At 38.7% G+C, this 12,669-nt stretch carries 15 protein-coding genes and 1 rRNA gene; 8 read left to right on the top strand and 8 right to left on the bottom strand.

Annotated features, from left to right (window positions below):
• Positions 1–168 precede the first annotated feature (168 nt).
• The 3 genes from rrf to ACEXOE_RS17285 all read left to right on the top strand — a co-directional run bounded on the left by rrf (position 169) and on the right by ACEXOE_RS17285 (position 2,104).
• A 5S ribosomal RNA gene (gene rrf, locus ACEXOE_RS17295) occupies positions 169–280 on the top strand.
• A gap of 196 nt (positions 281–476) precedes the next feature.
• Positions 477–635 (top strand): hypothetical protein, encoded by a 159-nt coding sequence (locus tag ACEXOE_RS17290; RefSeq protein WP_394750085.1) that lies wholly within the window; start codon positions 477–479, stop codon positions 633–635.
• A 155-nt stretch (positions 636–790) separates the two neighbouring features.
• Positions 791–2,104 (top strand): hypothetical protein, encoded by a 1,314-nt coding sequence (locus ACEXOE_RS17285; protein ID WP_394750084.1) that lies wholly within the window; start codon positions 791–793, stop codon positions 2,102–2,104.
• A 25-nt stretch (positions 2,105–2,129) separates the two neighbouring features.
• On the opposite strand, the gene ACEXOE_RS17280 is transcribed toward ACEXOE_RS17285, so the two are convergent.
• Genes ACEXOE_RS17280 through ACEXOE_RS17270 form a run of 3 tightly spaced genes read right to left on the bottom strand, consistent with a single transcriptional unit; the run spans position 2,130 to position 4,520 of the window.
• Positions 2,130–2,819 (bottom strand): LytR/AlgR family response regulator transcription factor, encoded by a 690-nt coding sequence (locus ACEXOE_RS17280; RefSeq protein WP_394750083.1) that lies wholly within the window; start codon positions 2,817–2,819, stop codon positions 2,130–2,132.
• Entirely contained in the window at positions 2,816–3,871 is a 1,056-nt protein-coding gene (locus ACEXOE_RS17275; protein ID WP_394750082.1) for a sensor histidine kinase, read from the bottom strand. Before ACEXOE_RS17275 ends, ACEXOE_RS17280 begins: the two co-directional genes overlap by 4 nt.
• Entirely contained in the window at positions 3,858–4,520 is a 663-nt protein-coding gene (locus ACEXOE_RS17270; RefSeq protein ID WP_394750081.1) for a hypothetical protein, read from the bottom strand. The genes ACEXOE_RS17275 and ACEXOE_RS17270 overlap by 14 nt, the downstream gene beginning before the upstream one ends.
• A 165-nt stretch (positions 4,521–4,685) precedes the next feature.
• On the opposite strand from ACEXOE_RS17270, the gene ACEXOE_RS17265 reads away from it, so the two are divergent.
• Both ACEXOE_RS17265 and trhA read left to right on the top strand, forming a co-directional pair.
• Positions 4,686–6,026, top strand: coding sequence for an amidohydrolase family protein (locus ACEXOE_RS17265; protein ID WP_394750080.1), 1,341 nt, complete (start codon positions 4,686–4,688; stop codon positions 6,024–6,026).
• 29 nt (positions 6,027–6,055) lie between these two features.
• The gene (trhA, locus tag ACEXOE_RS17260; RefSeq protein ID WP_394750079.1) at positions 6,056–6,682 is read left to right on the top strand and encodes a PAQR family membrane homeostasis protein TrhA; all 627 of its coding nucleotides are present in this window, start codon (positions 6,056–6,058) and stop codon (positions 6,680–6,682) included.
• A 4-nt stretch (positions 6,683–6,686) separates the two neighbouring features.
• On the opposite strand, the gene ACEXOE_RS17255 is transcribed toward trhA, so the two are convergent.
• Both ACEXOE_RS17255 and ACEXOE_RS17250 read right to left on the bottom strand, forming a co-directional pair.
• On the bottom strand, positions 6,687–7,115 hold the full coding sequence (locus ACEXOE_RS17255; RefSeq protein ID WP_394750078.1) for a DUF4268 domain-containing protein: 429 nt from the start codon (positions 7,113–7,115) through the stop codon (positions 6,687–6,689).
• Entirely contained in the window at positions 7,116–7,787 is a 672-nt protein-coding gene (locus ACEXOE_RS17250; RefSeq protein WP_394750077.1) for a ZIP family metal transporter, read from the bottom strand.
• Between the two features lie 82 nt (positions 7,788–7,869).
• Here ACEXOE_RS17250 and ACEXOE_RS17245 point away from each other — a divergent pair, with 82 nt between their 5' ends.
• Together ACEXOE_RS17245 and ACEXOE_RS17240 are read left to right on the top strand one after the other, a co-directional pair.
• Positions 7,870–9,033: a THUMP domain-containing class I SAM-dependent RNA methyltransferase gene (locus ACEXOE_RS17245; protein ID WP_394750076.1), complete on the top strand. Its 1,164-nt coding sequence runs from the start codon at positions 7,870–7,872 to the stop codon at positions 9,031–9,033.
• 1 nt (position 9,034) lies between these two features.
• Entirely contained in the window at positions 9,035–9,265 is a 231-nt protein-coding gene (locus tag ACEXOE_RS17240; protein WP_394750075.1) for a hypothetical protein, read from the top strand.
• 6 nt (positions 9,266–9,271) lie between these two features.
• Here ACEXOE_RS17240 and ACEXOE_RS17235 read toward each other — a convergent pair whose 3' ends face one another.
• From ACEXOE_RS17235 to rlmD, 3 genes are read right to left on the bottom strand one after another with little or no spacing between them, the layout of a single operon-like run.
• The gene (locus ACEXOE_RS17235; protein WP_394750074.1) at positions 9,272–10,048 is read right to left on the bottom strand and encodes a DUF6048 family protein; all 777 of its coding nucleotides are present in this window, start codon (positions 10,046–10,048) and stop codon (positions 9,272–9,274) included.
• Positions 10,029–10,547, bottom strand: coding sequence for a DUF6452 family protein (locus ACEXOE_RS17230; RefSeq protein WP_394750073.1), 519 nt, complete (start codon positions 10,545–10,547; stop codon positions 10,029–10,031). Before ACEXOE_RS17230 ends, ACEXOE_RS17235 begins: the two co-directional genes overlap by 20 nt.
• Positions 10,548–10,589: 42 nt before the next feature.
• Complete coding sequence (gene rlmD, locus ACEXOE_RS17225; RefSeq protein WP_394750072.1) at positions 10,590–12,005, bottom strand: 23S rRNA (uracil(1939)-C(5))-methyltransferase RlmD; 1,416 nt, start codon at positions 12,003–12,005, stop codon at positions 10,590–10,592.
• A gap of 114 nt (positions 12,006–12,119) precedes the next feature.
• Between rlmD and ACEXOE_RS17220 the strand changes: the two genes are divergently transcribed.
• On the top strand, positions 12,120–12,668 hold the full coding sequence (locus tag ACEXOE_RS17220) for an RNA polymerase sigma factor (protein ID WP_394750071.1): 549 nt from the start codon (positions 12,120–12,122) through the stop codon (positions 12,666–12,668).
• Position 12,669: the final 1 nt, after the last annotated feature.

Raw genomic sequence — 12,669 nt, 5'->3', positions numbered from 1 at the left:
TGCACGGGAATGGTCCTTGCGGTCGCGAGCTCCGCTCATTTGTATGTACGAAAAGAAAAAGATGCGCTCCCTTTAATCGGGGGGCGCGCCCTGTCACTTATGTCAAGATATTGGGCTCATAGGGCCGATATGGTGTTCCCCGCAAGAGGGGGGACAACATATGAAAATTTAGGTGGCCATGGCGACGGGGCCCACCCCTTACCATTCCGAACAGGGAAGTTAAGCCCGTCTGCGCCGATGGTACTGCTATACCAAGTGGGAGAGTAGGCCGCCGCCTTTCTTCGCCGCGCCAAGGCGTGGTTCACACAAGCTCCCTTACAGCAATGTAAGGGAGCTTTTTTTATGCTCTAAAGTTGAGTATTATCCCAAAAATCATCCCTTAAAAGAAAGTACACTATGGTATTATGATGAATAGTTGGTGTTGGTCCTAGTTTAGGGTTAATTTTAGTATATTCATAGGCATAAAATGCATACCAATGGAGAAACTTAAAAATTTAAAGCAATTTAGAATTTTGGACAAAAAGCAACTTCTTTCCATTACAGGAGGAACTACTACTCCACCTCCACCTCCCAATTGCGGAGTCGTGGCAGGTGTAACGGGAACAGATCCACGTTGCCCGGGACAAGTAGGCTAAAATAAAGATAATACGCTCCCTTTTTATGGAGCCTTGATAGCAGAAAGCACTCTTGAAGCCATTTTTGGCATCACAGAGGATTTTTTTATGTCTTGCAACTACTGCATCATTCATTTTCTAGTATATTTATCGCAACCAAACCAAACCAAACTGAAATGAGTAACAACCCTCAGGATCAGAAATTTAAAAAATGGCTAGATATTCTTCAGCAGGAAAGTTGGCAATTAGAGCTGATTATTTCCGGTTTTGCTATTTATGGCCTTTTTATGATGATAGACCCCATTGAAGCGGCATACCTGAAAGCACAGAATAATGACAATATGTATCGCATTTTTCTGATTCAAGGCTTGTTGACCTCTTGGTATATTCTTACCGTTAACCTTATTGCCCATGTTGTTTTGAGAGGGTTGTGGATTGGAGCTATAGGATTGCGCTATGTTTCTGGAGATATAGAATATGAAGAACTGAAATATAGCCCCAAATTCAAAAAACACCTGATCAAAAGAGTGGGCTCTTTTGATAATTATGTAGCCACATTGGAAAAGTATTGCAGCGTTATATTTGCAATTACTTTTTTATTGGTCTTTTACCTATTGGGGCTATTGGCAGTTACGGTAGTATTCACCCTTTTGGGACTTTGGATAGATAAAGACGACACTTCGGATATTGTGCGTTATTGGGTTGCCGTTCCTGCTGTTATTTTTATGGCTATTGGGACCATATTGACCTTTATTGACTTTGTTACCCAAGGCTGGCTCAAAAAAAAGAAATGGACTACCTTTTTCTATTATCCCGTTTATTGGCTGTTTAAATACATCACGCTTTCTTTCCTTTATCGCCCTATGGTCTATAATTTTTTGGATACCAAGTTCGGGAGACGACTTATCCTAGTTATTGTTCCTTTATACTTGGGGTTGATGATTTTGTCACAAACCGGCTTTAGCACTTCCAATTACTTAGAAGAAGATTTAAATTCCAATTCGTATACGGCGAATTCTAATAATTATGAAGATTTGATCCTTAAAAATGCATCTTATGCGGACCGTGTTTCCATACCCTCTAAAGTGATCACGAATTCTTTTTTAAATGTTTTTGTAGTATATGGTGCTTCCGTAGAAGATGATGTTTTTTACTTTAATAAGGAATTGAAACCCGAAGAGGATAAACGGGGAATACACTCCAGTTTCTCTTCAGGTACCATTAATTGGTCCAAACGTCGTAAATTATTAAAGAATTACGTGGAAACCCTCGAGGATATGTATACGTTGAGTATCGACAGTATATCCTTTAAGCCTACTTTCGTTTTATCAGAAAATATGCAAAAACAGATAGGTTTTGAAACCGTCTTGGATATGAAAAATATTCCCAGAGGGAAACACGTACTGCAAATAGCCCGTAAAGATGTTCAGCGCGATAGTATGTATGTAAGATCTATCATTAAAATACCGTTCTGGTATTATAAAGAATAATTCCGCATTAGATTTCATTTTCCAATTAGGTTGCAATGCGATTTAGGAAATCCACTTTGTATTTTAGACCTATAGGTACTTTGTATTCCAATAATATGGCCTGATTTCCCGAAACTTTATTCAATTTGTCCAAATTAATGGCAAAAGATTTATGAATACGAATGAACCGTTTTTCAGTTAGGGAGGCAAGAATTTTACTAAAAGTACTATTGGTCACAAGACAATCCTTTAGTCGATGTATTTTTACATAATCCCCGTAAGCTTCCACATAAATGATGTCCTTAAAAGCAACCTTATGAAGTACTTTGTTAGATTTAACAATAAGGTATTCATGTGCCGTTCCAGGCTCAGATGCTATATGTTTATCCCGTATTTTATGTACAGCGGTAAGGAAACGGGGGAAGGAAAATGGTTTTAAGAGATAGTCAACGGCATTCACCTCAAAGCCCTCTACTGCGTATTGCGGATAGGCCGTTGTGAAAATAACATCAGGTGGATTTTGTAAAGATTTATAAAAATCCAAACCATTGACCTTGGGCATATTGATATCCAAAAATAGCAAGTGAATCTTTGGAGAAGCTGTAAAGAAGGGAAGTGCCTCTACGGGATTGTTTGCCGTACCCACAAGATTTAAAAAATCAATATCCTCAATAAAACGGTGTAAAATATGTTGGGATGAAGGTTCATCATCTATTATGATACAATTGATTTTCATGGGCTGGTCGTTAATTGCATGTATGCTTCAAATGTTGTAGCTGTTTCATTGATTTCAAAGCGGTGTGCGTTGGGGTATATAATGTCCAAATTCTTTTTGATATTCTGTAGGCCAACTCCGGAATATCCATCGTTTAAAGTATTGGCGTGCGCATAGGCATTGTTCTTTATACAAAACTCAAAATCATTTTCAGCTTGTTTAATGGTAATATGAATATAAGCATCTTTTAAATTGTCTTTAATGCCGTATTTAAAACTATTTTCAATTAAAGGCAGTAGCAGCATCGGGTAAAGGGCATAGTTATCGTCCTTTACAGTGATATCCATGGCTATATTTTCAAACCCCTGTACCCTGAATTTTTGAAAATCAATATAATTTTTTAGTAGGGTAATTTCATCTTTCAACAGAACACGTGGGGTATTTGTATCGTAAATAACATAGCGTAACATGTCTGAAAGTTGCACAATGGCTTCTTGGGTTTCTTCTTTTTTATCCAGCGCCAGAGAATAGATCACATTTAAGGAATTGAATAAAAAATGAGGGTTTATTTGGGAACGTAAGGATAGTAATTGTGTTTGAATATGCAAATTCTCTTTTTTGAGTTGCTTGTTTTCCTTCGTATTAAAGTAAAACCAATCCTCGGTAAGTTTGATCAGAGTAACCGCTACCAGAAAAATACTGAATAAAATGATTAATTGACTATACGAACTATAGGAAATAAAAAAGTGATTGGGGAACATACGATCTAAACAATAATCAAAGATGGATTTATGAATTTGAACAGCTAGGAGAAGATTCCCTATAAAGACCAATACAAAGAGAAAATAACGTTCTTTTTTGAGTAGTTTGGGAATAAGTACATAGAGAATAAGGAGTACCGGAGGAACCATGAAAAATAAAAATGATAGTGTATAGATATAGTCTACTTCCTTAGGGAATGCTCCTTTGGAAAAAATGAATACTAAAATCACAAAAGAAAACAACCACAAAAGCCCGTTAAATACAACGGGCCTGTGATAGTGCGATATTGAAAATAAATTAGGGTTTTGCATCGGCAGGGGTCAATAATAGTTTTTCGTCAGATTTCCACTTGTCTTCAAGGCTAGAGGCATTGTATTTTTTTAGAAAGCGGTATAACTCTTCGGAAGATGCCGTTAATAGCAAGGTCTCTTCTAAACCAAGGATTTCATGTTTTATCTGAATTTTTTGTTGCTCAAAAAGTGCTTCTAATCGGTCTTCGTCCAACCAGGTAATTTGAATTTTTTGACCCTCCAAAATATCAAATTTGGCCACAGAGTGTGTTGCCACAAGATGTTTCTTGATCAAATTCGACGACGAATTCAAAAGCTTAAAATCAAAAGGAACGAAATCCATAAAAATAGTATCGTCAATAGAAAAAGGCATGGCGATGAACACCGATTGATTATCTTCTTCGCCATATTGAACAAAATATCCATCCTTATACTTCTCAAATAGTTGTACATCTTCTTTGGAAACTTTTTCGTTTTTGGTTTCCTTTTCATAAGCGTCCCGGAAGGATATCACTTTCCACAGTGTGCCCTGCTTATCTGTCCATTCCCCAACAAAGGCTTTTTGATAACTAACCGCTTCAGGAATATAGAATGCTTTTAAAGATTTTACGATATCACACGAACTCAATAGAACGAGTGATGCTAGGAGAATAAGAGCTTTAGTTTTCATACACTTTAGATGTTATATTTCTTGGAGCAAAACAAAAACAACAGGCTAAACATAGCAATAAATTTCGTCAAAGTAGGCTTAGCGCATGCCAAACAAAGCTTGGGTAACGAAAAACAATGGCAGGTTAATTTTCCTTTTTTTAACTTTAGAAAAATTCTTTGGATCATGAAACAAAACGTACTGCCCTTTTTTTGCCTACTTTTTCTAATAGTACCGCTATACGCGCAGGAATCAACAGTTAAAGCGCTGGTTGGAGGTACATTGATCGATGGATATGGATCTGACCCTATTAAGAATAGCGTTGTGATTATTGAAGGGGAAAAGATTACGGTCGTTGGAAATATGGATAATACCACTATTCCAGCCAATGCAGAGGTAATATCTACGGAAGGAATGACGGTCTTGCCGGGATTATGGGATATGCATGTGCACACTATGATAAACGGACATGCAGATTATGCTTATTGGGACAAAACCTATCCACCACTTTTTAAAGATGTCATTATGCCTTCCTCAGCGCTTCAATTATTAATGGCTGGGGTTACCAGCGCACGCGATTTGGGAGCGCCCTTAGAGGCGAGTATTGCGGTTCGGGATGCGATCAACAAGGGGGAGATTCCGGGAGCAACACTTTATGTTTCAGGACCTTTTATTCAACATAAACCCTACCCAGGCACCGAAGATTTTAGATGGGGCGTGAATGGTCCAGAAGATGGCCGGAGAAAAATTAAAAAATTGGCCAAAGCGGGTGTGGATGTCATTAAATTGATCGATCAGGACCAGATGACTATGGAAGAGCTTAGGGCTATAGTCGATGAGGCTCATAAACACAACTTAAAGGTAGTGGCCCATGGACATCGTCCTGAGGAAATCCGAAGAGGACTCACCGTAGAAGTAGATTGTTTTGAACATACGGGGCTGTCTTCTGCCCCCCGTTATCCTGACGATGTCATGGAAATGCTTAAAGAACGTACAGCTCAAATGAATAAAGGACCCTTATTCTGGTGCCCTACGGTAGAGGGACTCTATAATTTTGAATACGCTAGGGATAATACAGAACGCCTGGATAACGATTCTTGGCATCTAGGTCTTCCGGATAGTGTAATTGTTGATATCAGAAATAGTATTAAAAACCCGGAACGTTTACCGTATTTTCAATTGACCCCATCTCGAAAACCAACCTTAAGAACAAAAATTAATCAGCTTTTGGAAGCGGGGGTTGTCCTCTTAATTGGTACAGATAGCGGAATCCCCATGAAATTTCACAGTCAGTCTACTTGGAATGAACTGGATGTTTGGGTCAACGAATTTGGAATAGACCCCATGTATGCCATTCGTGCTGCCACCTATTGGCCTGCACTATGGATGGGTGTTGCCGATGAAGTGGGGACGGTTACCCCAGGAAAGTATGCCGATATTATTGCAGTAGAAGGCGATGTATTGCGATATATTAGCCTATTACAAGATGTAGATATGGTCATAAAACACGGAAAGCGGTATAAATAAGAAAGCTTCCCAAGCGTTAAAATAGTTTTATGAGCCAAAAGGGATACCCCCACGAAGAGATGTTAAATGCCTTGTCCCATGGAGTAGGGGTAGTTTTGGCAATAATAGGAACCTTTGATCTATTGGGTGCCAATACGCATAAAACACCCTATGCAACTGGAAGCTTGGTGATATACAGCCTTGCTCTCATAATACTTTTTCTGGCCTCCACGCTATATCACATGGCCAAGAAAACCGAAGTAAAACAAAAACTTCGAATTTTAGACCATATTAGTATCTATATATTGATTGCGGGGACATATACCCCGCTAACATTGATTACATTACTGCCAAGTAGTGGATGGACCATTTTTTATATTGTTTGGAGCATTGCTGGAGTTGGAACAATTCTAAAACTCTTCTTTACGGGTAGGTTTGAATATCTTTCCTTATTGTTTTATGTTATTATGGGGTGGTTGATCGTGCTGGATTTTGATAATGTACGGGCCAATGTTTCACCTTTGGGACTACAATTGCTGATGTTGGGAGGAGGCTGTTATACTTTGGGAATTGTCTTTTATGCGATTCGAAAGATTCCGTATAATCATTTGATTTGGCATTTTTTCGTGCTGGGAGGCGCCATTGCGCATTTCTTTTTCATTAAAACCTTGATATAAGATCCTAATCTTCCAGAATTTCCCTGAAATCGTTAAAGAAGGCCTCAAAAGCATCCATGGTGACGCTCAGAAATATCATGACTTCCTGCCAGGTATTTTTGTTGTGGATAGATACCTTGTCCAGACATACATAGATACGCGATATTTCCTTATGGTTCTCCAAGATATAGCAATCCTCAAAAATTGCTTCTCTATGGTGGTTTTCAAGAAAAATGGTCCGTAAGGAAATGAGCTTTTCCCATAAAGAAATTCGTCGCTCCAAATCGGGGGAATCAACATCTAGGGAGACCATGGCCATTTTTAGATCAAAATGAAACTTAAAAGCGAGTCCCTTTATTTTGGTATGGTACAAAATCCATTTTCGAGGATAGGATTTTCCAAAGGCTATCCAAAAGTCTTGTCGCAATTGTTTGGATTCTGATTTACTGAACATTTATAAAAAATAAGCGATTCCTACTCCCAAAATAATAACAAGGAGCTTTCTTAAGTTAAAAGAGTGACCTTCAGAACTTTCAAATAAAATAACAGTAGAAATATGTAGAAATACACCAATGACCAGTGCATTCAACGGTATCCTGTAGGTTTCTATAAATTCAAAATGGGCAGCAATATAGCTCCCTAGAGGAGTCATTAGGGAAAAGAGTACAATAAAGAAAAAAGCATGACTCTTCTTGATCTTGGAATTCAAAAGAAAAATACCAAGAATAATGGCGATGGGAATTTTGTGGACAAGAATGCCATAGATCAGCATATCATGTTTCTCTATAGGAACTCCTTCTAAGAGGGAGTGTAGGGACAAACTGATGAAAAGCAACCATGGGAAATTGGCTTTTTCACTGTCTAAGTGCACATGACCGTGCTCTGCACCCTTGGAAAAGAACTCTAAAAAAATCTGCAATAGAATTCCCGACATGATAAACAGCCCAATGATTTTAGGATCGGCATTCTGATAGATTTCGGGGAAAAGCTCAAAAATGGTCAATGCCAACAAAAATGCACCACTAAAAGCCAAAAGCAATTTAAAGACTGCCTTATTTTTGGGCTTGGTGAATACTACAAAAGCAAAACTTAGGAGTACGGCCAGTATGGGAAGAATATACGTCATGAAATAGGTGTGGGCTATTTTATAAATGATAGAACACAGGGGATAAAAATACTGTATTTTTGTCGTAATATTTTAGAAAGCAATGGACAATAATTTTAAAATGGTCGCAAAGACCTTGTTTGGTTTTGAGGAAATTCTGGCCAAAGAACTGCAAAACCTTGGAGGACACCATATAAAGACAGGGGTGAGGAATGTAGCTTTTGAAGGGGATACAGGTTTTATGTATAAGGCCAATTTGTGTTTGCGAACCGCCATTAAAATTATTAAACCTATTCATTCCTTTAGGGTAGGTAACGAACATGATTTGTACAAAAAGGTATATGCCATGGATTGGGAGCAATATCTTAGTCCTGAAACTACTTTCGCTATTGATGCTACAGTGCATTCGGATAATTTTACTCACTCGCTCTACGTTTCTCAAAAAACCAAGGATGCCATTGTTGATAAATTTAGAAACACTAGCGGGCGAAGACCGAGTGTAGATATTAAATTTCCAGATATTCGGATCAATATTCATATTCACAAAGATCAATGCAACATTTCCTTGGATAGTTCTGGTAGGTCCTTACATCAACGAGGATATCGTATTTCTACGAATATCGCTCCCATCAATGAGGTTCTGGCAGCGGGGCTTCTCCTATTGAGCGGCTGGGATGGGCAATCGGATTTTATGGACCCTATGTGCGGCAGCGGTACTTTCCTCACTGAAGCGGCGATGATTGCCTGCAATATTCCTGCAAATATCAATAGAAAAGAATTTGCTTTTGAAAAGTGGAACGATTTCGACGAGGAGCTATTTAACAAAATCGTAGAGAGTAGTTTACATAAAACTAGGGAATTCCATCATAAAATCATTGGATATGACAAAGCCCCTTCCGCTGTGAGAAAAACTAAAGAAAATGTGGAAAACGCGAATCTTGACGAATATATCACTGTAGAGCGCAAGAACTTTTTTGCAACGGAAAAACCAACGGATGGGCCATTGCATATGGTATTCAATCCGCCTTATGGAGAGCGATTGAACATTGAAATGGAAGACTTCTATACCGATATTGGAAATACCTTAAAACGGTCGTATCCAGGTACCGATGCCTGGTTTATTACCTCAAATATCCCAGCTTTAAAATTTGTAGGCCTGCGTCCTTCCAGAAAAATAAAAGTTTTTAATAGTCACTTAGAATCCAGGTTGGTAAAATATGTGATGTACGAAGGAAGTAAAAAGACCAAATACAACAAACACGCCTAGTATGAAACCAAAAGACAAAGCATTATTGTATAACTTTTTCGGCTTTGGCCTATTATTTATAGTGTTCCGGCTTGCTTTGGGAAGTTTTTTGGAGCTCCAAAGTATTTTCTTGGCCATTATTGCGGCAATAGCAGCCAGTGTTATAGCCCCTAAATTTGGTGTGGTCAAGACCGAAGAAGGTCATAAAGTAATGATGAAATGGATTTTTATGAAAGGCACTAAGGAGGTATAATTTCTTCTAGTTTTGAGTAGCCTTGTCCTTGTTTTTTTTCTTTTTATTTGCTTTTTTATACAAAGGAATTAAATAGGTAATGGTGTAATTATAACCCACGCCAAAACTACTATCATCTGTAACTCTTCCAAAGCCTGGTACATAAAGATTCGGGAAATTATCCGCCGCTTTATCGGTAATTAAAAAACCAATACGCGCACTTAGGCCCAAATAGATATTCGCAAATAGTTCCGCTTTAAGCCCTACGACAAATTCCAGCCAAGAGGCGTTAAGTCCAGAAAATTCTTGAGACTCCGTGGAGCCTATGGCAAGACCATCTGGATTAAAGAAGCGATTGCTGTTAAAGATTCTAAAATTATCCAGGGTTTGGCTAAAACTGCTAAAGGCGTAACGTCCCCCAACATGGATGGAATTATTCATCCCATACCAATTGCTATAGGTGTTATAATCAATTCCCAATTTAACGTAGCTTCCATTGGTAGTGAAATCGTACAAGACTTCTTGGTCCAGAAGTTCTTCCCGTCTATTATCTTCATTGCCTAATTCAGCAGCCACATAGAGTCGATCCGTTAATCTATAATCACCAACGACTTCAAAGCCGGTATAATCATCGTCCAAAAAAGTAAGTACAGGTCTACTAAGATCTATACCTACTCGTAAGCCATACTCCTGTTTGTATACCGTAGTATCTTTGGGTTGCAGATCAATAGGCTTACTTTGGGCGTATAACTGCCCCGAGAAAAAATAAAGCAAAAAACAAATACTAATGAAATATCGTAACATGGGCACTGGCTGTGGTTGTATTTTCTACTGAGGCTATTTCTACATTAATGCCCTGAATCCAATTGGTGTCATCTGCGGTTAGCATGGGCGATAAATTATCATAATTGGCTACAAAACCGCAAGCTCTTGAAATGAATTGCGTAGCATTCTCATAGTTGAACGTTAAGGTATCTATATTTCCTGTTTCCATATCATCCGTAGTGGCAGAATTTATGATAAAGGAAAACTGCGTATTGGCTTGGTCCGTTCGCAGCGGAATGGCAATGGAATCCAGGGAACTCCTATCGGCAAAAGTATTGACGACTGTATTGGGGTCAGCAGTAGTAGCTGTGGAGACCCGAAGTCCCGGAACAGCCTTGGACTGGTCTGGATTGTCAATATCATTAAAGCGAATGATGAGTAAGGGTGTATCGCCATCTACACAGATATCATCCTTTTCACACCCTATAAAAGCGGTAAAACCTAGGAGTAGGACGGCTAAAATGCTTGTTTTTTTCATAAATGCTAACTTCATACCTAATGCATGGATTTCATACTGCAATTATTGCGCCCTTTTTTCCAAAAGTACGACATTTTCTACATGATACGTTTGTGGGAACATATCAACAGCTTGGGTTTTTACAATGCGATACCTATTGTCCATAAGTGCCAAATCCCGGGCTTGGGTAGCACTATTGCAACTCACGTAAACTACTTTCTTTGGGGCTATCTTTAAAATTTGTGCTACTACATCGGCATGCATGCCATCCCGAGGGGGATCGGTGATGATAATATCGGGAGTGCCATGGGTTGCTATGAACTCCTCATTGAAAATGTTCTTCATGTCTCCGACGAAGAAATCCGTATTGTCAATACCATTGACCATGGCGTTGGCTTTAGCCGCAGTGATGGCATCAGGGACGGCTTCTATGCCAATGACTTTTTTGGCTTTTTTTGCCACAAATTGTGCAATGGTGCCGGTACCCGTGTAGAGGTCATATACGAGTTCTGTCCCTGTAAGACCGGCAAAATCTCGTGCAATTTTATACAATTCATAGGCTTGCTCAGAATTTGTTTGATAGAAGGATTTGGCCATAATTTTGAACCGAAGACCCTCCATTTCTTCATGAATGTGGTCCTGACCGGAATGGCACAGAATTTCTTGATCATAAATGGTGTCATTCTGCTTTTGATTGATGACATAGAGCAATGCCGTAATTTCTGGAAAATGCGCTTGAAGATGATTCAGTAAAAGCGTTCTTTTTTCCTTGTCGTCTTCAAAAAACTGAACCATGACCATAATTTCCCCAGTGGAAGAAGTACGGATCATAACCGTTCTCAATAACCCATGCTGATGTCTGGGGTTAAAGAATGACAATCCGTTTTCTATAGAGAAACGTTTAATTTCTAGACGTATGGCGTTGGATGGATCTTCTTGTAAATGACATTTTTTGATATCCAATATCTTATCCCACATCCCGGGAATATGAAATCCCAAGGCATTTTTATCTGTGATTTCCTCAGCAGAATTAATTTCCTCAAGAGTCAACCATCTGCTATCAGAAAAGGAATACTCCATTTTGTTCCGATAAAAATACTGCTTTTGAGCACCTAGAATGGGTGTGATTTCGGGAAGTTCCAAATGTCCTATACGGCGCAGGTTATTCTCTACTTCCTTTTGTTTGTAAAAGAGTTGATGTTCATAACCCATATGCTGCCATTTACACCCTCCACAGACACCAAAATGCTCGCATTCCGGAGTTGTTCTTTTATCGGACAAGCTATGGAAATGAGTTGCAGTCCCTTCAAAATAGGCTTTTCTCTTTTTGGTGGTCTGAATATCCACAACATCTCCCGGTACTGTATTCGTCAAAAAGATAACTCGGCCATCTGGAGCTTTTCCTATGGTTTTACCTTTAGCTCCGGCATCAATGATCTCAATATTCTCAAAGACTTGTCGTCTCTTATTTTTCCGCATGCCACAAAAATAGCTATTTTGTTGCTAGTATAATTGCTTACATTTTGATTTTGAAATCAAAAAAAAGTTAAAAAGGAACCTTTTCATTTTTTTGGCGTCAATAGGGTATAAAAGATGAAGACCTCAAAAAAAATAGTGGATTCTTGGTTGATCGCTTCCTATAGGGCGGGAGACAAGAATGCCTTCTCACTTTTGGTAAAACGTTGGCATGTGCGTCTGTGCAAACAAGCCTATTGGTATACCAAAGATATGGATATGGCCAAAGATATTGTACAGGATTCCTGGAAAGCAATTATGCGCAAACTACATGGATTGCAAGATCTTGATCGTTTTGGGAGCTGGGCTTTGACCATTGTGCGCAGAAAAGCCTTGGATACTTTAAAAAAGAAAACAAAACAACAGGAGCATTTAAAGTATTATAAGGAAGGTTTGACTTCGGATAGTACAGACAGGGATGAAGTTATGGAAAAGGAGAAGACTATGCTAAAGGTCATGGAGGCCATAAATGTACTTCCAACGGATCAAAAGGAAGTTTTGACCCTCTTTTATATTGAAGAATATTCCCTAAATGAAATTAGTGAAATTACGGGAGTATCATTGAATACCATTAAGACTAGACTATTTAGGGCTAGAGAAAAATTGAAAGTAACACTTAAAAAATAAA

Origin of the sequence: Spongiimicrobium salis (assembly GCF_043678055.1) — a bacterium.
Classification (GTDB): Bacteria; Bacteroidota; Bacteroidia; order Flavobacteriales; family Flavobacteriaceae; genus Spongiimicrobium; species Spongiimicrobium salis.
This window is presented reverse-complemented; position numbering and strand designations above follow the sequence as displayed.